This window comes from Pseudofulvimonas gallinarii (assembly GCF_004343305.1).
Classification (GTDB): domain Bacteria; phylum Pseudomonadota; class Gammaproteobacteria; order Xanthomonadales; family UBA2363; genus Pseudofulvimonas; species Pseudofulvimonas gallinarii.
In genome coordinates, this window is record NZ_SMAF01000004.1 from 166,340 (window position 1) to 186,704 (window position 20,365).

The following is a 20,365-nucleotide window of genomic DNA, read 5'->3' on the forward strand; positions in this document are numbered from 1 at the left end:
GCGCCTCCTGCCGCGGGCAGTAGGCTTCGACGCATGAGCAAACCCGCAGAAGTGACGTTCGCACTCGAGCCCGATGACACCGAACGGCTCGCCAATCTCACCGGTCCGATGGATGGCCATCTGCGCCAGGTGGAGCTGCGCCTGGGCGTGGAGATCAACAACCGCGGCAACCTGTTCCAGGTGATCGGCGATGCCGGCGTGGTCGGCATCGCCGAGCGCGTCCTTCGCGGCCTGTATGCCGCCACCGCAAGCGAAACGCTGACGCCGGCGCGATTGAACCTGCACCTGCAGGACTCGGGCGTCGAACAGGTGGCGGCCCAGGAGGCGGCCAACGTGCAGACCGTCACCATCAAGGTGAAGCGCGGCGTGATCAAGGGCCGCGGACCCAACCAGCAACGCTACCTGCACGCCATCGCCACCAACGACGTCAACTTCGGCATTGGACCAGCTGGTACCGGCAAGACCTACCTGGCCGTCGCCAGCGCGGTCGAAGCGCTGGAAAGCAACCGCGTGCAGCGGCTGATCCTGACGCGCCCTGCCGTCGAGGCCGGCGAACGACTGGGCTTCCTGCCCGGCGATCTCAGCCAGAAGATCGACCCTTACCTGAGGCCGCTGTTCGATGCGCTGTACGAAATGCTCGGCTTCGAGCGCGTCGCCAAGCTGATCGAGCGCAGCGTCATCGAGATCGCGCCGCTGGCCTTCATGCGCGGACGCACGCTCAACGATGCCTTCGTGATCCTGGACGAGGCGCAGAACACCACCGCCGAGCAGATGAAGATGTTCCTGACGCGCATCGGCTTCGGCTCCATTGCCGTGGTCACCGGCGACGTCACCCAGGTGGACCTGCCGCGCAACCAGACGTCCGGCCTGCGCCAGGCCATCGACATCCTGCGCGACATCGACGGCGTCTCGTTCACGTTCTTCAACGCCAAGGACGTGGTGCGCCACCCGCTGGTGAAGAAGATCGTCACCGCCTACGAAGCACACGAACGCGGCTCCGGCCTGCCGGCGGAATAGAAAAGGCGCGCCACGCCGGGCGCGCCTTTCAACCGGATCCGCAGTGTGCCGCCAGCGTTGCCGGCGTGCGGCTTCGCGGTGATCAGCCCGGCGCGGGTTGCGCTTCCATCGCTCCTTGCGCCGGTTCGTCGAGCTTGTCGCCCAGCAGTCGGCGGACGACGACGTAGAACACCGGGATCATCAGCAGGCCCAGGAAGGTCGCCGCAAGCATGCCGCCGATCACGCCGGTGCCGATGGCGTTGCGCGCGTTGGCGCCGGCGCCGGTGGAAATCGCCATCGGCAGCACGCCCATGATGAAGGCGAACGAGGTCATCAGGATCGGACGCAGTCGCAGGCGGGCGGCCTCGACCACGGCGTCACGCAATGACTTGCCCTCGCCGCGCTGCTGCACCGCGAATTCGACGATCAGGATCGCGTTCTTCGCTGACAGGCCGATGATGGTGATCAGGCCGATCTTGAAGAAGATGTCGTTAGGCATACCGCGCGCCATCGTCAGCAGGATGGCGCCGAGCATGCCCAGCGGCACGACCAGCAGCACCGCCACCGGTATCGACCAGCTCTCGTACAGCGCGGCCAGGCAGAGGAACACGATCAGCACCGACAGCACCATCAGGATGGTCGCCGACTCGCCGGCAAGGATTTCCTGATAGGACATGCCTGTCCAGCTCAGGCCGAAACCCGCCGGCAGCTTCTCGTTGACGATCTCCTCCATCGCCTGCATCGCCTCGCCGGAGCTGCGTCCCGGTGCCTGCGAGCCGACGATGTTCACTGCCGAGTAGCCGTTGTAGCGCGAGCGCTCCGGCGACGCCGTCGTCCACTGTGCGGAGACGACGTTGCTGAGCGGCACCATTTCGGTGCCGCCATGTCCATCGGCGGCATCGGCAAGACGGCGCGGCGTGTAGAACTGCCCCAGCGATTCCGGACCGGTGCGATAGGGCGCGTCGGCCTGCATGGTCACGCGCTTGATGCGGTCCTGGTAGAAGAAGTCGTTGACGTACACCGGCGCCAGCATGAGCTGGATGGCGCTGTAGATGTCACTGACCGAGAGGCCCATTGCCAGTGCCTGCACGCGATCGACCGCCAGGCGCAGCTGCGGCGCTTCTTCCAGTGCGTTCGGACGGACCGCCATGAGCGATGGATGCTGGTTGGCCTGTGCCAGCAACTGGTTGCGCGCATCGACCAGCGCCTGGTGGCCGGCGCCGGAGCGGTCCTGCAGGTACATGTCGAAGCCGCCGAACCGGCCCAGTCCGTTGATGGTCGGCAGGTTCACGGTGAAGATCTGCGCGTCGCGGATGCCCTGCAGGTCGCGATTGGCGTTCTGGATGAACTGCGCCGCCGTGACCTTGCGCTCATCCCAGGGCTTGAGGCGCACGAACGCCATGCCGACGTTCTCGCCCTGGCCGACGAAGCTGAAGCCGCTGATCTGCATCACGCTGTAGAAGCCTTCCTGCTTCTCCAGCACCTTGCGCACGTCTTCGAACACCGCATTGGTGCGCGTCAGCGAAGCACCCGGCGGCAGCTGCACCACGACCATGGCGTAGCCCTGGTCTTCTTCCGGCACGAAGCTGCTCGGCATGCGCGTGAACATGAAACCGCACAGCACCATCAGCAGCACCGCCATCATCATCCAGCGCGGTGCGTGGCGCACGGCGCTGGCGATATGCCCGACGTAGGTCCTGCTCATCCAGTCGTAGCCGCGATTGAACGTCCGGAAGACGATGTTCGGGTTGGCGTTGTGGCTGGGCTTGAGGAAGGTGGCGCAGAGCGCCGGCGTGAAGCCCAGGGCGAGGAACGCCGAGAAGCCCATCGCCATGGCGATGGTGACGGCGAACTGCTTGTAGATCTGGCCGGCGGCACCGCCCTGCAGCGCGCTGGGAATGAACACCGCGGCGAGCACGACCGTGATCGCCACCACTGCGCCGGTGATCTGCGCCATGGCCTTGCGCGTGGCTGCCTTCGCCGGCAGCTTCTCGTCGGTCATGATGCGTTCGACGTTCTCGATCACCACGATCGCGTCGTCGACGACGATGCCGATGGCCAGCACCATGCCGAACATGGTGAGCTGGTTGATGGTGAACCCGAGCAGCTGCAGCCCGAGGAACGTACCCAGCAGCGCCACCGGGATGACCAGCGTCGGGATGATGGTGGCGCGCAGGTTCTGCAGGAAGATCAGCATCACCAGGAACACCAGCACCATCGCCTCGAACAGCGTCTTCACCACTTCCTTGATGGCGACGGATACGAAGGTGCTGCTGTCGTAGGGGGTGATCCAGCTGACGCCGGCCGGGAACGAGCTCTCCAGCTCGACCATGCGCTCGCGCACCGCCGTGGCGACGCTCAGTGCATTCGCACCGGGCAACAGCTGCACGGCGAAACCGGCGGCCGGCACGCCGTTGAAGCGGTTGTCCATGCCGTAGGCGGAGGCGCCGAAGGCGACCCGGGCGACGTCGCGCAGGCGCACCGTCGTGCCATCCACGTTGGCGCGAAGGATGATGTTCTCGAACTGCTCCGGCGAATTGAACCGGCCTTCGGCCGACACCGTCGCCGTCAGTCCCTGTCCTTCGGGCGCCGGATCGGCACCGACGGAACCGGCTGCGAACTGCACGTTCTGCGCGCGCACGGCGGCCATCACTTCGCTGGCCGACAGGCCAAAGCCTTGCAGTCGTGTCGGATCCAGCCAGATGTTCATGGCGTATTCGCCACCGAACTGTTGCACGCTGCCGACGCCCGGCACGCGTGCGACCTGGTCGAGGATGCGCGAGGCAATCAGGTCGTTGAGCGCCTGGCGATCAATGCTGGGATTGTCCGACAGCAGCGAAACCACCATCAGGAAGCCGGCATTCGCCTTGGCCACCACCACGCCCTGCTGCACCACTTCGGTGGGCAGGCGCGGCGTCGCCAGTGCGACCTTGTTCTGCACCTGGACCTGGGCGATGTCGGGATCGGTGCCCGTTTCGAAGGTCAGCGTGATGGATGCACGACCCGAAGAGCTGGACGACGAACTGAAGTACAACAGGTTGTCGATGCCGGTGAGCTGCTGCTCGATGACCTGCGTGACAGCCTGCTCCGTCGTCTGCGCGTTGGCGCCCGGATAGGCGGCCGACACCGTCACCTGCGGCGGCGCGACGCTGGGATAGGACTCGACGCCCAGGTTGAGGATCGCCAGGACGCCGCCGAGGGAAATAAGGATGGAAACGACCCATGCGAAGACGGGCCGATCAATGAAGAACCGTGGCATCCGCTGATCCTCAGTCGTTGTCGGCGGCAGCGTCCACGGCGTCTTCGCCGTCGTCCGCTCCGGCTGCCGGTGCGGCACTGCCGGTGGCCGGCTGAACCGAGGCCACCGCCTTCGCTCCGTCTGCGACCTTCTGCAGGCCGGAGACGATCACGCGGTCACCCGGCTTCAGGCCGTCAGTGATCAGCGCATTGCCGTCGCGCTGCGAATCCAGCGTCACGCCGCGACGTGAGACGGTTCCGTCGGGTCCCAGCACCCAAACGTAGGGTCCGACGGCGTCGCGCAGCAGGGCGGCCTGCGGCACCGCGAAGACGCCGTGGCGCTCGCCCAGACGCACCTTCAGGGTCACGAATGCGCCGGGCAGCAGATTGAGATCGGGATTGGCGATCTGCGCCCGCAGCGACACCGCGCCGGTCGCCGGATCAACCGAGGTATCCGAGAAATCGACCATGCCTTCATGTGGATACTCGACGCCACCCGGCAGCACGATGCGGATGGACGCGCGACCGGCACCGGCAAGGTCCACCGAGCCCTGCGCCTGCGCACGGCGCAGTTCGGCCAGCTCGGACATGCCCATGGAGAAGTTCACGAACACCGGATCGATCTGCTCGACCGTGGTCAGCAGCGTGGCGGCACCCTGGCCGACCAGCGCGCCTTCCGTCACCTGCTGCTTGCCGGCGCGACCGGCGATCGGTGCGCGGACGGTCGCGTAGTCCAGGTTGATGCGCGCCGTGGTCACGGTCGCGCGCGCCTGTTGCACGGCGGCTGCGGCACTGCGCTCGGCCGCCTCGAGATTGTCGAGATCGGCGCGGGAAATGTAATTCTTCGGAGCCAGCTCGCGGCCGCGTTCGGCGGCGATGTGCGCATTGGTGTAGGACGCCTGTGCCTGCGCGAGCGCGGCTTCGGCGGCACCGAGGGCGGCGCGCAGCGGCGCCGGATCGATGCGGAACAGGATGTCGCCTTCCTTGACGTCGCTGCCTTCCTCGTAGGTTCGCTCCAGCAGCACGCCCGCGACGCGGGCGCGCACGTCGGCGCTGCGGAACGCGGACAGCCTTCCGACCAGTTCGCGCTCGAGCACTTCGGTCCGGGGTTGCATGTCGAGCACGCCGACCTCGGGCGGTGGCGGCGCCGGGGGCGGTGCGGATTCGGAGGAACAGCCGGCAATGATCGAGGCAACGAGGATCGGGGCAAGACGAAGTGCGTTCAAGCGCATGGACGTGGCTGTCTCTGTTTTACCGGGTATCAGTGGCTCATCAGCGGCTGAAAGCACGCAGGAAGGCGTCGACGGCATACGTGGCCCACTCGGCGCGCGCTTCCTCGCTGGTGCGGTGGCCATCGCCGATGTTGCGGCGTTCGACGTCCAGCCCGCGGATCATGCCCAGCAGGATCTCGGCCATCGCCTCGGCATCACCGTCGCGGAGCTGGCCCTGCCGTATGGCGGTATGCAGACGCGCAGACAGCTGCCGCTGCAGGCCATTGATGGCGACGTCGAAGATCGCCGACGCTTCCGCGGTATAGCGGCGTGCCTCCGCCAGGATCAGCCGGCGGGCGGCCACCGTGGCGTCGTTGGCGAGGTATTCGACGTGGTCGAGGGCGAACGTCAGCAACGCCGAACGCAGGTCGTTCTTGTCGGCATCCCAACGGGCGGCGGTCGCGTCAAGGCGGTCGATGAGCACCCTGCGCACCAGCTCCTGCTTGTTGCCGTAGTTGGTGTAGAGGGTCTGCTTGGAGCAGCCGGCACGGGCGGCAACCGCCTCCATGCTCAGGCGCAACCCCTGTTCAGCGACCAGGCTACGCACCGCTTCGGCGATGCGACGATGTCTTTCGATGCGGGCAGGACTTTTCATGGACTTTACTATACCGTCCAGTTTATGAACTGATCCAGCATGGAACCGTTCGCCTCGTCCTGTCCGCGCGTCAACTGGACGCAGGCGGAAATTCCGGTCCTGCGGTGGCCCCTCGGGATCACCGCCAGACGCGACTGCGGCGCCATTTTTCCGTTGCGACGCCACGCCTTCCAGGGATCGCCGGCCTGACCGATGCGGGCCCGCCATTGTAGGCACCGAGCGCATCCAGCGCGCTTCGGACCGCCGGCGTTCACCGCATCCGACCGGCACTCCGGCCCGGATCCGGACCCTGCCGGTTTCCGTGTGCGCGGCCTTGGCGGGTATCAGACGCGTGGACCCGACGAGTCGGTCAGGCATCTGTGCGTCCGGACCGGGCAACACGATGGACCCGTCCTGCGAGGGCGCGGGTGGCGCGCTGTCGCCTGGCTACGCCTGTCGCCGGGTGTGGCGCCAGCCGCGCCACAAACCCGGCAACCCTCGCGGGCCGGGACGGCATGCGCGCACTCAGGGGCTGGAGGCCGTTGCCCGCGTTCCGATGTGGCGGTCCAGGAAGTCCAGCAGCTGCGTGTACAGGCCCAGGCGCGCGCGCTCGGTATAGAAGCCGTGGCCCTCGGCCCGCTCAACCAGCCACTGCGGATCGTTGCCAGCCTTGCGCAACGCCGCACGCATGCGCTCGGAATGCGTGATGGGCACCTGGCTGTCCTGGGCGCCATGGATCAGGAAGACCGGAATCGAGATGCGGCTGGCATGGTTGACCGGCGAGAAGTCCTGCAGGTCGGAACCCGACAGCACCATGCCCAGGTACTCCCGGCCGAACTGGGTGCGCCGGACATTGCCATCCTGGAACATCAGCGGCAGGTCGTACACGCCGACATAGCCCACCGCGCACTTGTACATGTCGGGATTGCGGGCCGGATTCATCAGGGCCGTGTAGCCGCCGTAGCTGCCGCCATAGATGCACACGCGCCCGCGATCGGCCAGCCCTTCCGCCACGGCCCATCGCACGGCATCGGCGACGTCGTCCTGCATGGCGCCGCCCCACTGCCGGTAGCCGGCGACCTCGAATTGCCGGCCGTAACCGCCCGAACCCCGGAAGTTCAGCCGCAACACCGCATAGCCACGGCTGGCGATCAGCTGGGACTCGGGATCGAACATCCAGTAATCGCGAATGCCGTGTGGCCCCCCGTGCGGCAGCACTACCAGCGGCAGGTTGCGGGCCTCGACGCCTGCGGGAATGACCAGGTAGCCATGGAGGTCGGTGCCGTCGCGCGCCTTCAGGCTGATCGGACGGCTGGTCGCCATCTTCTCCGGATCGATCCACTCGCGGGTACCGGCGATGTAGGTAGCGCGCATCGTCGCCAGATCGAACAGGTAGAACTCGCCCGGGTTGCGGTCGCTGATCACGTGCACCAGGGCCAGCGACCCGTCACGGGTAAAGCTGGTCGGATACGCGAACTGCCCGGGAAAAGCTTCTGCAAGGGAACGCGTCAGGCGCGATTCCCGCCGTTCCGGATCCAGGTAATGCAGGACCGGTCGGTCGGGATGGCTGATGACCGCGTAAGGGCTGCCGAACTCGATGCCGTACAGCAGGCCGGATGGATCGGCGACGCCCGGTTCACTGATCCGGGAAAAGGTGTTGTCCTCGATATCCCAGCGATACAGGGCGTCGGCGCCTTGGGCCTGACCGCGGCCGACGAGCACGTGGCGGCTGTCATCCTCGAACCCCAGGACATTGAGCCGGAATCCAGCCGCCGCCTCGTCATGGATCAGCACCCAGTCGCCGCCGGACACCGGGCGGCGGTGGATCTTCTGCACATGCGCGGATGTGCTGCCGACGCTGAGCCGGACGTTGCCCTGGCGGTCGACGACAAAGTCCGCGAAGGGCCCGGGCGCGCGGACCACGCGGGTGCTCGCCCCGGTCCTGACATTCAGGCGACGGACCTCGTTGATCGGTGCCTCACTGCCCCACGGCACCACCTGGATCAGGATCTGGTTGTTCCTGTCCGGCATGTAGTGCAAGACATGTGCACTGGCCGCCTCGCTGCCTGAGCTGCGGATGTTGCTGCCGAGCCCGCCGCCGCCCTTGCGGAAGCTGAAGAGCGTACGCGTCTCGGAACCGTCCGCATTGACCGCGTACAGCTCGCCGGTCGGCACCGGTTTCGCCAGAGCACCGTCGCGGATCATGGGCGTCACGACCAGCCGCTCATCGCTGACCCACTCGAACCCGGCGATGTGCTCCTTGCCGCGCATCTGCATCAGACCGGTGATCTTCAGCGTTTGCCGGTCGAGCACCGCCAGCACGGTCTTGTCGTCGCCCTGCGGGACCGTTGCCGCATAGTGGCGTCCATCGGGGGAAATCTTGATGTTGGTGAACGTATCGCGCTTGATGAACTGCTCGATCGGCGGCGGCTCGGCAGCGATCACGACACCCGCGGACACGGCAAGGCCCGCGGCGATGAAAAGCCCCTTTCCCATCATGATGGTCTTCCGGATTGTGGACATGCGGCGCGTATCATAACGGCGGATTGTGCAGCCGGCGCAAAATCCGGGCCGATCCGCCGCCTCAGCGTCGGCCGTACACGTCTTCCAGGCGGACGATGTCGTCCTCGCCGAAGTAGTCACCGCATTGGACTTCGATCAGGGCGATGTCCCGGTCGGTCGGGTTTTCCAGCCGGTGCAGCGTGTCGATGGGAATGTAGGTGGACTGGTTGCGTTCGAGCAGGAACTCCTCGTCGCCGACGCGCACCTTTGCCGTGCCCTGGACGACAGTCCAGTGCTCGCTGCGGCGGAAGTGCTTCTGCAGCGAGAGCACCTGCCCGGGCTTGACGACCAGCCGCTTGACCTTGCAGTCCGGCGCATCCTCGAGCACGGTGAAACTGCCCCATGGCCGGTGCACGGTCTGGTGGAAGTTGGCCGCGTCATGGCTGTCGCCGCGCAGCTGCTCGACGACCTTCCTGACGTCCTGCGTGCGCCCGGCATCCGACACCAGCACCGCATCACCGGTATCGACGACCACCAGGTCGCGGACACCGACCACCGCCACCAGGCGCTTGTCCGCCTGGACGTAGCAGTCGCTGGCATCGACCAGAACGGCATTCCCGCGCACGCGGTTGCCGGATTCGTCGGCAGCCTCCAGGCCGCTGATCGCCTTCCACGAGCCGATGTCGTTCCAGTCGAAGTCGGCGGGCACGACGGCGCGACGCGCCGCCTTTTCCATAACCGCGTAATCGATGGAAATATCCGGCAACGCGGCAAAGCCTTCGGGGGACAGTTCGACCGGCGAGCCGGCAGCGCTTCCAGCCAGGCTGCCGCGCACGCCTTCGAGCAGCTCCGGCGCCACCGCTTCCGCCGCTTCGATGAGCGCGGCGGCGGTGAAGCAGAACATGCCGGAGTTCCAGTCGTAGCGGCCGCTGTCAAGGTACGCCTGCGCGGTCGCCAGGTCGGGCTTCTCGACAAACGCCTCGACCTCGAAGCCATCGCTGCCGATGGCGTCGCCCCGTCGGATGTAGCCGTAGCCGGTTTCCGGATGCAGCGGACGGATGCCGAACGTCACCAGGTAGCCCTCGCCTGCCAGGCGCCGTGCCCGCGCCACCGCGTCGGCGAAACCTTCGACGTCGCGGATCAGGTGGTCGGCGGGCAGCACCAGCAACTTGCAGTCGGCGCCGTGGCGTTCCGCCAGCAGCACTGCCGCGGCCATCAATGCCGGCGCGGTATTGCGCCCCACCGGTTCGAGCAGGAACGGCAACTCGCGGCCCGTTGCACTGGTCTGGGCGGCATAGGCATCGCGGGTCAGGAAGTAGTAGTCGCGCCCGGTCACGGTCAGCACCGGCGACGCGGCATCGGCGACGGCCAGGGCGCGCTGCAGCGTCTTGGCGAGCAGCGTGTCGCCGTCGGCGAGCGTCATGAAAGGCTTCGGGTAGGCGCGACGGGACACCGGCCACAGGCGGGTACCGGCACCGCCGGACAAGATCACGGGAATGAGCATGGACATCCTGTTCAATCGGTTCGGCAGGCCGCGGGCTGCGCGGCCGGCACGGCACTTCAGGCGCGGGCCGCCAGTTCGACGATGACCCGATCCAGGCCCTCGCGCCAGTCGGGCAAGTGTAGCCCGAAGGTCTCTCGCAGCCGGCTGCCGTCGAGCACGGAATAGGCAGGCCGCTTCGCCTTGGCTGGATACGCGTCGCTGCCGATCGCATGCACGACCGGCACTGACGGCAACAGGCCGGCCTGCACCGCGCGAGCGAAGATCGCTTCGGCGAACGCATGCCAGCTGCACTGCCCCTCACTGGCCAGATGGAAGACGCCACCGAGCTGCGCACGCGCGGAAGCGTCGGCCGCGAGCCAGCGGCCAAGGGCCTGCGCCGTCACCGCGGCGATCAGGGTCGCCGGCGTCGGCGCGCCGACCTGGTCGTTGACCACCGACAGCTCGCGTCGTTCGCGGCCGACCCGGAGCATCGTGCGCAGGAAGTTGCCGCCACGGGCGCCATACACCCAGGCCGTGCGGAAGATCATGTGAGCGACACCGCTGTCGGCGAGCGCACGTTCGCCGGCCAGCTTGCTTTCGCCGTAAGCCGAACGCGGGCCGGTGATGTCGTCCTCGCGGTAAGGGCGGACGCCATCGCCGGGAAAAACGTAGTCGGTGGAGTAATGCACGACCAGCGCGCCGATGGCCGCGGCGGCCGCGCCGATCTCGGCCAGCGCCAGGCCATTCACGCGCAGGGCGATCTCCGGCTCGTCCTCGGCGCGATCGACGGCGGTGTAGGCGGCGGCGTTGACGACCACGTCCGGGCGCAGCGCTTCGATCAGCGCCGCCGCGATGCCCGGCGTGGCCAGGTCGGCGCGTTCGCAGGCAATGCCGCCGGGCAACTGGCCTTCGCGAGTGGCGGCGTGGAGCCTGCCCAGCGGGGCAAGGTGGCTGAGCAGTTCGAAACCGACCTGGCCGTTTCCTCCCAGCACCAGCACTTTGGCTGTCATGGCATCACCTGTTGGCTGTGTAACGGGCGATGGCCGCGTCGGCCATCGCCGGAGAATCAGAGGCAGCCGGACCCGCCGGGCTGCCGGCAGGTCGGCAGGCGTCCGGGATCGATCTGCGACAGCAGCGGCGCCACCGCGTCCTTGGCCGACAGCACCGGCTCGGCCAGCGGCCAGTCGATGCCGAGCTCGGCGTCGTTCCAGCGCACGCCGGCGTCGGCTTCAGGCACATAGACATCCGTGCAGTGATAGCAGAACACCGCGCTGTCGCTGGTCACGGCGAAACCGTGCGCGAAACCTTCCGGCACCCAGAACAGGCGCTTGTTCTGCGCCGACAGCACGCAAGCGGTCCAGCGACCGAAGGTCGGCGATCCACGGCGGATATCGACGGCGACGTCATACACCTCGCCTTCCAGCACCTGCACCAGCTTGCCCTGGGGCCGCGGCCACTGGTAGTGCAGGCCGCGCAGCACGCCACGCGCCGAACGCGAGACATTGCTCTGTGCGATGCGGATGTCGATGCCGTGATCGGCGAAACGCTGCGCGTGGAAGCTCTCGAAGAAGAAACCGCGGTCGTCACCGAACACCTTCGGCTCGATGATGGTGACACCGGGCAGCCCGGTCTCGATGAAATTCACGGGCGCTGCTCCTGCTCGATCATCTGCAGCAGGTACTTGCCGTAGCCGTTCTTGGCCAGCTGCTGCGCCAGGCGGCACACCTGCTCGGCGTCGATCCATCCCTGGATATAGGCGATCTCTTCCGGGCAGGAAATCTTCAGGCCCTGGCGCTCTTCCAGCGTCTGGATGAACTGCCCGGCCTGCTGCAGCGATTCGTGGGTGCCGGTATCCAGCCAGGCGTAGCCGCGACCGAGCCGTTCGCAGGTCAGCGTGCCGTCGTCGAGATAGCAGCGGTTGAGGTCGGTGATTTCCAGTTCGCCGCGCGGCGACGGCTTGAGGTCGCGTGCGTAGTCGCTGGCGCGGCCATCGTAGAAGTACAGGCCGGTGACGGCATAGTTGGACTTCGGCCTCGCCGGCTTTTCCTCGAGGCTGAGGACGCGACCGGAAGCATCGAACTCGGCGACGCCGTACCGCTCCGGATCGCTGACCCAGTAGCCGAACACGGTCGCGCCCGAAGGACGCGCGGCAGCGTTCCTGAGCACATCGACCAGGCCATGGCCGTGGAAAATGTTGTCGCCAAGGATCAGGCAGGACGGCTGGCCGGCAACGAAGTCGCGGCCGATCAGGTAGGCCTGTGCCAGGCCGTCCGGCGAGGGCTGCACCGCGTACTCGATGTTCATGCCCCACTGCGAGCCGTCGCCCAGCAGCGACTTGAACAGCGGCTGCTCGTGCGGCGTGTTGATGATCAGGACGTCGCGGATGCCCGCCAGCATCAGCGTGCTCAGCGGGTAATAGATCATCGGCTTGTCATAGACCGGCAACAGCTGCTTGCTGATCACCTGGGTCAACGGGTACAGACGGGTGCCGGAACCACCGGCGAGGATGATGCCCTTGTTGACGCTCACTGCCTTCCCCTGTCGTGCCCGTCGCATGCGGCGACGGGCGTTCTGTCATCAGGCGGCGACGCCGAGGCGCTCGCCACGATAGCTGCCGTCGAGGACGCGCTGGCACCACGCCTGGTTGGCAAGGTACCAGTCCACCGTCTGCGCGATGCCGCTCTCGAAGGTGTGCGTGGGACGCCAGCCCAGCTCGCCCTGCAACTTCGACGAGTCGATGGCGTAACGACGGTCATGGCCCGGACGGTCGCCGACGAACGTGATCTGTTCCGCGTACGGCTGGCCGTCCCCGCGCGGGCGACGCTCGTCCAGCAACGCGCACAATGTGCGCACGACGACGATGTTCTCGCGCTCGGCATCGCCACCGACGTTGTAGACCTCGCCCGGCCGGCCTTTTTCGAGCACCGTCCGGATCGCCGAACAGTGGTCGCCGACATAGAGCCAGTCGCGGACGTTGCGGCCGTCGCCATAGACCGGCAGCGCATCGCCGGCCAGGGCCTTCTGGATGATCAGCGGAATGAGTTTTTCCGGGAACTGGAACGGCCCGTAGTTGTTCGAGCAGTTGGTGGTCAGAACCGGCAGGCCGTAGGTATGGTGGAAAGCGCGCACGAGATGGTCGCTCGCCGCCTTCGAAGCCGAATACGGCGAGTTCGGCGCATACGGCGTGGTCTCGGTGAACTTGCCGGTTTCACCCAGCGAACCGTAGACCTCGTCGGTGGAGACATGCAGGAAACGGAAGCCTTCGCGTTCGGCGCCTTCGAGGGCTTTCCAGTAGTCGCGCGCCGATTCCAGCAGGCCCAGCGTACCGACCACATTGGTGTCGATGAAGGCGGCCGGCCCGTCGATCGAGCGGTCGACATGGCTTTCGGCGGCGAAATTGATGATCGCCTCCGGCCGGTATTCGGCCAGCAGGCGGTCCACCAGCGCGCGGTCACCGATGCCGCCGCGCACGAAGACGTGGTCGTCGCGTCCGGCCAGCGGTGCCAGCGTGTCCAGGTTGCCGGCGTAGGTCAGCGCATCGAGGTTGATGATGCGGACGCCCGCATCGCCCTGCAGCAGTCCGAGTACGAAGTTGCCGCCGATGAATCCGGCGCCGCCGGTCACCATCCAGGTCCGCATCAGTGAACTCCAAGATCAGGCCGGCCGCAGCGACCGGCAACCGGCCAATCATAGCCCAAGGCTGTCCGGAGCCGCTGGCGTCGGCCAGCAATCCTTTTGATGTCAACAGGTTGCAGCGCGCGCCGAGCAGTTCAAGCCGGGCGCAGGACGGTCGGCCCCGCCACCGTCCTGCGCCGCGATCCGCCTCAGCGCACCGGCTGCCAGCGCAGCGCCAGCATCCAGTTGAAGCCCGGCTGCTGGTACCACTCGACGGTTTCGTAGCGGCGGTTGAAGACGTTGTTGGCGGTCAGCCTGAGGCTCCAGTCCGCTGTCATCCACCAGGCGACGCGCAGGTCGGTGGTGGCGAAGCCACCCAACCGGCGCGTGTTGGCGACGTTGTCGTAACGCTCAGCCGACGCCGCGACGGTTGCGCCGACACCGATGTCGGCGAAGCGGCGATCGATATCCAGTCGACCGCTGTGCCGCGGGCGACGCGGCAGGAAGTTGTCCTGCTCCGCGCCACCGCTGTCGTTGCGCGGATCCAGCCAGTTGGCGCTGGCACGAAGGTCCCAGCCGGCCAGCGCCGTGTCCGCCGCCAGCTCGACCCCCTTGATACGCGCGCGATCGATGTTGTCCGGGATGAAGAGATTGCCGTCGTAGGCAATCAGGTCCTCGATGCGTGAATCGAAGGCATTCACCGACCAGCCGCCCCAGCCATGGCGACCGCGCAGACCGATTTCCAGGCTCCGCGACGATTCCGGCACCAGGGCCGGATTGCCGAAACCGGGGTAATACAGGTCATTGAACGCCGGCGCCTTGAATGCGCTGCCCCAGGCCGCGCTCAGGCGCAGCGCGCCGGTGAAGTCCCAGCCCCAGGCGACCGTCCCCGTCGTCTTGCCGCCGAACTGTTCGTCATCATCATGGCGGGCACTGACCTGGATGCGATGCGCGCCCAGCGCCTGCTGCCATTGGCCGAACACGCCGAGGTTGTCGCGCTCGTCGATGTCGTAGGGCGTGCTGCTTTCCACCTTGTCGTTGCGCCAGTCGGCACCCACACTCAGACGACCCTGGCCGATGGCGAAATCGCCCTGCGCCGCGGCCTGGTCGCGGCGCGTGTTGAACGTGGTCATCCACACCCCATCGAGGAAGTCGTCGGCCTCGTCCCTGCCCTGTCCGGCGCTGAAGGTCCAGGCCAGCGGACCGCCGGTGCCGTAACGCAGCGTGGCGCCGATGGACTGCTGCACAATATCGGCTTCGTTGGTGAACGTGCCGTCGTAGTCGTTGCGCCCGTCCACACGCAGGACAGTCGCCTCCGCTTCCCAGGCATCGCCCAGCCGGACACCGCCCCGCACTGATACCGTGCGGTTGCGGTAGCCATCGTGATCCGGCTCCCACGTGTAGCAACCGGCAAACGTTTCCGCATCACCGCGGCAGGCATTGAGGCCGTCGGTTTCCTCGTGGCTGACGCGCAGCGCATACCAGCCCGCATCACCGCGACCGCCGACCGCGGCATCGGCCTTGTAGCTGTCATGGCTGCCGTAACCCAGGCCGAATTCGGGCGAGAACGGCGCATCCGGCCGCCGCGTGAAGACCTGGATCACGCCGCCGACGGCGTCGGCACCGTAAAGGCTGGACACCGGCCCGCGAACGATTTCGACCCGCTCGACGTGTTCCAGCGGAATGTCCTGGAAGGCCGGTGCGCCGGCCGTCGCCGAGCCCATGCGCACGCCGTCGATGAGGAACAGCACATGGTCGTATTCGGTGCCGCGCAACGACAACGAAGTCTGCTTGCCGGGACCGCCGCTGTTGGTCAGCGACACGCCGGGCGTCCCGCGCAGCAGGTCGTGCAGCGACACCGGCTGCAGCCGCTCGATGTCCTCGCGCGTGAACACCGTGGTGGCCGCCAGGACATCGGACAAGGGCTGCTCGACACGACTGGCCGTCACCACGACTTCGTCGAGGCGGTCGGCATCATCGGATTCATCGGCAAGAACGCAGGCCGGCGAAAGCGCGGCTGCAATGGACAAGGCCAGCGCACGACGGCGCCAGCAGAAAAGGGAAACGGTAGACATCAGGGACTCCTTCGACCGCGCCTGCCCGCGCGGAACTGCCATGGATGGGCGACAGGCGAAGGACGGGAGACGGATCACGGGACAACGCGCCCGGGAGCCGCCGGACAACGCCCTCCGCGTGTCGGGATCTACCTGGGGCCGGTCTCCGGGCTTGCGGGCGGAAGTACATCCAGGGCCGGCGCCTTCCCATGCTGGACAGCACAGTGGCATTCGCCGGCCGCGACCTCGCTTACCGTTGCGGGGGCAGCTCCGGAATTGCCGCGGACGCGGCGCACCGGATTCCCGTTTCAACCGCCGGCCGGGCCGGCAGTCACCTCAGGCGGTGCGGATTCTAGCAGGTGCGGCCATCGGGTCGCCGGATCCATGTATCCGGTCGGCGGAATGATGCGTCGAACTTGCCAACAAACCATGTGCTGATACCCTCGCCTGGCCACCAGGCTCCGCTCATCTGTGCGGTTCCGGCCACCTCGATCGTCCACTTGACCCGAACGACCCTGCCATCACGGGCAGGCGCATCCACCCCCGCGCAGAGGCAAGGACATGGGCCATCGCAGGACTTTTCCGCAATCGCATCGCAACGACCCAACTCACGCAGCCCGTCTCCGGCGTCGACGCCTCGCGGTCCTGCTGGCGGGCCCGGCCCTGGCGATCGCAGCGGTGCCCGGCACGGTTGCCGCGGCCGAAGACAGCTTCGAGAAGGCGCTTGAGTTGATCCGAATGGAAAACGCGATGTTGCCGGGCCTGGCGATGATGGAGCGGATGAGTCGCGCCGGCGTGTTCACCCCCGCCGCGTACATGCAGTTCCTGGCCATGACGGGCGACGCCGACGCGGTGGAGGCCAGCAATGAAGCGCCTTCGCCAGGTGCGGGTCCGGACGCGCCCACGGATGTATGCAGTTACAAGGCGGAAAACGCCCTCGCCGCCATCCTCGCCGAGAGTCGCGAACGCAAGATCGTCATGATCAACGAGGCACACCATGAGCAGCGGCATCGCGCCTTCGCCAGCTTGCTCCTGCGGGGACTGCGCGACGCCGGCTTCACCCATTTCGGTGCCGAATCCTTCGCACCGGAAATACACGAAAGCATGGCGGATGGCGCCCCGGACGGCATGACCGGCGTCTATACCGCCGATCCCTACTTTGCCGACCTGGTCCGGCAAGCCAAACAGCTGGGCTTCCAGTTCTTCGACTACGAACAGCGCCCCCACCAGCAGACCGATGCCACCGACCGGGCCAGCCGCATCGCCGTGCGGGAACAGGCGCAGGCCGCGAACATCAAGGCCGTGATGGACCGGAATCCGGAGGCCCGCTTCGTGATCTTCGCCGGCTACTCGCACATCCGCGAATGGCCCACCAGCGACGGCTCGCGATGGATGGCCTACCGGCTGCGCCACCTCACCGGCGTCGATCCACTCAGCATCGACCAGATCCCGGGCACGCCCCGGCATGGGCGGAAAACCCAGTCACCCTGGTATTCCGGGATCGAGCGCTGCCACGACATCAGGCGGCCGCTCGTTCTCGCCGACGAAGGTCGCTGGCTCGGCGGACCTGGCACCGACATCGCGGTCGTCCATCCGCGCACACCGGGCGACCACGACTGGCGACTCATGGACGGTTACCGCCAGGCGACAGGCGTCCGCTTCGAGGAATCCCCATCCCGAAGCCTGCTGCGCGCATTCGTGGCGACGGAGCCCGCCGATGCGATTCCCTTGGACCAGATCCTGCTCGAACCGGGCGCAACCACAGCGGTGCTGCACCTGCCCAGTGGTGATTTCCGGCTGGTCAGGCAGTTCGAGGATGGCCGCAACGAATCGTTGCCGGACATCCTGACGGTGACGTCGCGACCCGCGGGAGACAAGTCGCCGCGCTAGAACCGGAACAACCGATCGCGGTCCGGCAGCCGCACTCGCAACTGACCCCGGCGGCGATCGCAGCTGTTTTCGCTCCGGACCCTCACGGCAGCGCAGCGGCGATCCTGGCGGCGACACCGGAATACACCAGCCAGCCCACTGCGGCGATGTTCAGGATCACGGTCATCCAGAACACCGTCTGGAACTCGCGCTTGGCGGTCTTGTGGTGGAAAAGCCGTTGCGCGATCAGCGCGCCCGGCCACCCGCCCAGCAGGCTGCCCAAGTGCAGGGAACTCTCGGGCGTGCGGCGGCGGCCGGCCAGCGCTGCCCGCTTGTCGACGAAGTACAGCAGCCACACCACAAGACTCATGAAGAGGGAGGCCAGCACCAGCCAGTGCGGCAACACCGCGAACACTCCCATGGCAGCGATGCACAGCAACGAGACAACGCCCAGGAGCAGCCGAGGGAATCGCACCCTGCGATCCGGCTTCAACGCGGCTGTGCGGATATGACGGACAGCCTCGGCCTGCAGCCTCCCCCGTTCGTCGCGTCCGGTGACGTAGGACACCGGATCCCCCGATATCGGCCGTCGCGATCCGCGCTCGAACGCCTTGATGTGAAGGAACGCCTTCTCGCCACCGCCATTTGGCACGACGAAGCCGAACCCGCGGCCGTCGTCCCAGTCCGTGATCCTTCCTGCCATCCTGACCACGATGTTGACTCCTCGACCCGACCTGGACCCACGCACGCAGACTTCACTGGTACAACTATCTTCAAATTCCGCACGTATGACTATGACCGAAGGCGCCCCAACAGGAAAGCCCCGCAAATGCGGGGCTCTCAAGTCCTTGTCCCTACAGTGTGGGAAAGGTATCCGTCAGAACGGGATATCGTCGTCCGCGAAGTCGTCCGCCATCGGCGCGGCCTGTTCGTGACGCGCCGGCGCGCGACCCGGCGCTTCGCCATAGCCACCACCCTGGCCGCCGCGCGCCGCACCGCGCTCGCCCCCACCACTGCGCGGACCACCACCGCCACCGCCGCCTTCACCGCGGCCGCCGAGCATCTGCATCTCGTTGGCGACAATGTCGGTGCTGTAGCGTTCGATGCCCTGCTTGTCGGTGTACTTGTCGGTGCGCAGCGAGCCTTCGACATAGACCTGCGAACCCTTGCGCAGGTATTCGCCGGCGATCTCGGCCAGTCGGCCGAAGAACTTGACCCGGTGCCATTCGGTGCGTTCCTGCTTCTGGCCGCTCTGCTTGTCGGTCCAGGATTCCGAGGTGGCCACGCTGATGGTGGTCACCGCGGCCCCGGACGGCGTGTAGCGGGTTTCCGGGTCGTTGCCCAGATTGCCGACCAGAATGACCTTGTTGATGCCTCGTGCCATGCGTGCAAGCCTCGAAAAGTGATTCCAAAACGGCGGCCAGAATAGCATGCGCACCCGGCGCACCGGCTCGGGGTTCCGCCCGGCGGATACCGGTGGAATGCGCCCGGAAAGCTGGGAAATTTCCTGCCAGCAGCCGCCGAAGGCGACCTCAGCGCTTGGACAGGCGGCCCAGCCCGCGCTGCAACAGCAGGAGAATGCCGCACCAGAGCGCTGCCAGCGCCGCCGCGCCCAGCAGCACGCCCGGCTCGCCCAGGCGGCCCAGCAGCACGCCGCCGACCAGTCCGCCAACGAAGGCGCCCAGGAACTGCAGGCTGGCATAGGCGCCCAGCGCCGCGCCGCGGCGGGACACAGGCGCCAGTCGCGACACCATGGTCGGCATCAGCGCCTCCAGCGCCGTGAATCCGGAGAAGAACGCGAAGCCGCCGAAGCCCAGCAGCATGACGCCCTGGCCCTTCGTGAGCACGGCCAGTCCGGTGGCGCACAGCGCCAGCGCCGCGATCTGGCGCCAGCCCAGCCCGGTCAGGGTGCTGGCGCGGCCGCCGACAAACACGCCCAGGCTCAGGGCCGCGGCGATCATCACCGGCAGGTAGAAATGCCAGTGTTGCGCCAGCGACAGGCCCAGCCGGTCGCCGAGCAGCGTCGGCAGGGCGACGAAGGCGGCAGTGAGCAGCGCGTGCAGGACGAAAACGCTGAGATCGAGCAGCAGCAGTCGGCGATCGCCGAGCACACCAAGCAGCGAACCCGCGCCCACCGCCGCCGGTGCGGCCACGCGCTGCGGCGCCGGCACCGCCAGCCAGAGCACCACCAGCGACGCCAGCGCCAGCACTGCGGTCGCCCCGAACAGGAATGGCAGCCCGCCGATGGCGAACAGCGGTGCGGCCAGCAGCAGCGCCATCACGAACGAGGCGCCGATGCTCATGCCAAGGATGGCCATCACCTTGCCACGCACCGGGTCGCGCGTCAGGTCGGCGGCCAGTGCCAGCGCCGCGCCGGAGACGGCGCCCATGCCCTGCAGCGCGCGGCCGGCGACCACCGCTTTCAGCGTGCTCGCGAAGGCCGCGACCGCGCCGCCCAGCGCAAACAGCAGCAGCCCGATGCTGATCGTCTCGCGGCGACCGATGCGGTCCGACAGCAGGCCGTAAGGCAGCTGCAGAAGCGCCTGGCCCAGGCCGTACACGCCCAGCGCCAGCCCGATCAGCCAAGGCACCGCGTCCGGATACGCCCGTGCCTGCGCAGCGAAAACCGGCAGGACCAGGAACAGGCCGAACATGCGCAGGCCGACCACCAGGGCCAACGCCACCGCAGCCCGGCGTTCAAGCGGAGTGAGCTTCACAGGCGACAACAGACGAGACGGGGGACATAGTCTGCCGAACGCGCCTT

15 protein-coding genes and 1 riboswitch are annotated in these 20,365 nt (G+C 67.2%); of the genes, 2 read left to right on the forward strand and 13 right to left on the reverse strand.

Going from position 1 to position 20,365, the window contains the following annotated elements; all coding sequences use genetic code 11:
- Window positions 1-33 precede the first annotated feature (33 nt).
- Window positions 34-1,017 carry a PhoH family protein gene (locus EDC25_RS04525; protein ID WP_123521704.1) on the forward strand — a complete coding sequence of 328 codons (984 nt, stop codon included), beginning with the start codon at window positions 34-36 and terminating at the stop codon, window positions 1,015-1,017.
- Between the two features lie 82 nt (window positions 1,018-1,099).
- Here EDC25_RS04525 and EDC25_RS04530 read toward each other — a convergent pair whose 3' ends face one another.
- The 10 genes from EDC25_RS04530 to btuB all read right to left on the reverse strand — a co-directional run bounded on the left by EDC25_RS04530 (window position 1,100) and on the right by btuB (window position 15,753).
- The gene (locus EDC25_RS04530) at window positions 1,100-4,255 is read right to left on the reverse strand and encodes an efflux RND transporter permease subunit (RefSeq protein WP_132577269.1); all 3,156 of its coding nucleotides are present in this window, start codon (window positions 4,253-4,255) and stop codon (window positions 1,100-1,102) included.
- A 10-nt stretch (window positions 4,256-4,265) separates the two neighbouring features.
- The gene (locus EDC25_RS04535) at window positions 4,266-5,465 is read right to left on the reverse strand and encodes an efflux RND transporter periplasmic adaptor subunit (RefSeq protein ID WP_123521703.1); all 1,200 of its coding nucleotides are present in this window, start codon (window positions 5,463-5,465) and stop codon (window positions 4,266-4,268) included.
- 40 nt (window positions 5,466-5,505) lie between these two features.
- Window positions 5,506-6,099, reverse strand: a complete 594-nt coding sequence (locus EDC25_RS14660) for a TetR/AcrR family transcriptional regulator (RefSeq protein ID WP_164483998.1) — start codon at window positions 6,097-6,099, stop codon at window positions 5,506-5,508.
- A gap of 504 nt (window positions 6,100-6,603) precedes the next feature.
- On the reverse strand, window positions 6,604-8,601 hold the full coding sequence (locus EDC25_RS04545; RefSeq protein WP_123521701.1) for an alpha/beta hydrolase family protein: 1,998 nt from the start codon (window positions 8,599-8,601) through the stop codon (window positions 6,604-6,606).
- 61 nt (window positions 8,602-8,662) lie between these two features.
- Window positions 8,663-10,090 carry a mannose-1-phosphate guanylyltransferase/mannose-6-phosphate isomerase gene (locus EDC25_RS04550; protein ID WP_338108949.1) on the reverse strand — a complete coding sequence of 476 codons (1,428 nt, stop codon included), beginning with the start codon at window positions 10,088-10,090 and terminating at the stop codon, window positions 8,663-8,665.
- 50 nt (window positions 10,091-10,140) lie between these two features.
- A complete protein-coding gene (gene rfbD / locus EDC25_RS04555; protein ID WP_123521700.1) occupies window positions 10,141-11,073 on the reverse strand; it encodes a dTDP-4-dehydrorhamnose reductase in 933 nt (310 codons plus the stop codon).
- A 56-nt stretch (window positions 11,074-11,129) separates the two neighbouring features.
- Window positions 11,130-11,708, reverse strand: a complete 579-nt coding sequence (rfbC, locus tag EDC25_RS04560) for a dTDP-4-dehydrorhamnose 3,5-epimerase (protein ID WP_123521699.1) — start codon at window positions 11,706-11,708, stop codon at window positions 11,130-11,132.
- Window positions 11,705-12,592 carry a glucose-1-phosphate thymidylyltransferase RfbA gene (gene rfbA, locus EDC25_RS04565; RefSeq protein WP_164483997.1) on the reverse strand — a complete coding sequence of 296 codons (888 nt, stop codon included), beginning with the start codon at window positions 12,590-12,592 and terminating at the stop codon, window positions 11,705-11,707. The genes rfbC and rfbA overlap by 4 nt, the downstream gene beginning before the upstream one ends.
- Before the next feature lie 48 nt (window positions 12,593-12,640).
- Window positions 12,641-13,702, reverse strand: a complete 1,062-nt coding sequence (gene rfbB / locus EDC25_RS04570) for a dTDP-glucose 4,6-dehydratase (RefSeq protein ID WP_123521697.1) — start codon at window positions 13,700-13,702, stop codon at window positions 12,641-12,643.
- A gap of 185 nt (window positions 13,703-13,887) precedes the next feature.
- Entirely contained in the window at window positions 13,888-15,753 is a 1,866-nt protein-coding gene (gene btuB, locus EDC25_RS04575) for a TonB-dependent vitamin B12 receptor (RefSeq protein WP_240639637.1), read from the reverse strand.
- Between the two features lie 119 nt (window positions 15,754-15,872).
- A riboswitch (cobalamin riboswitch) is annotated at window positions 15,873-16,086 on the reverse strand.
- Between the two features lie 324 nt (window positions 16,087-16,410).
- On the opposite strand from btuB, the gene EDC25_RS04580 reads away from it, so the two are divergent.
- Window positions 16,411-17,622: a TraB/GumN family protein gene (locus EDC25_RS04580; RefSeq protein WP_123521695.1), complete on the forward strand. Its 1,212-nt coding sequence runs from the start codon at window positions 16,411-16,413 to the stop codon at window positions 17,620-17,622.
- An 82-nt stretch (window positions 17,623-17,704) separates the two neighbouring features.
- On the opposite strand, the gene EDC25_RS14990 is transcribed toward EDC25_RS04580, so the two are convergent.
- From EDC25_RS14990 to EDC25_RS04595, 3 genes are all read right to left on the reverse strand, one after another.
- Complete coding sequence (locus EDC25_RS14990; protein WP_243695099.1) at window positions 17,705-18,169, reverse strand: DUF1294 domain-containing protein; 465 nt, start codon at window positions 18,167-18,169, stop codon at window positions 17,705-17,707.
- 309 nt (window positions 18,170-18,478) lie between these two features.
- Complete coding sequence (ssb, locus tag EDC25_RS04590) at window positions 18,479-18,985, reverse strand: single-stranded DNA-binding protein (RefSeq protein ID WP_123521693.1); 507 nt, start codon at window positions 18,983-18,985, stop codon at window positions 18,479-18,481.
- A 148-nt stretch (window positions 18,986-19,133) separates the two neighbouring features.
- Complete coding sequence (locus tag EDC25_RS04595) at window positions 19,134-20,318, reverse strand: MFS transporter (RefSeq protein ID WP_240639636.1); 1,185 nt, start codon at window positions 20,316-20,318, stop codon at window positions 19,134-19,136.
- Between the last annotated feature and the right edge of the window lie 47 nt (window positions 20,319-20,365).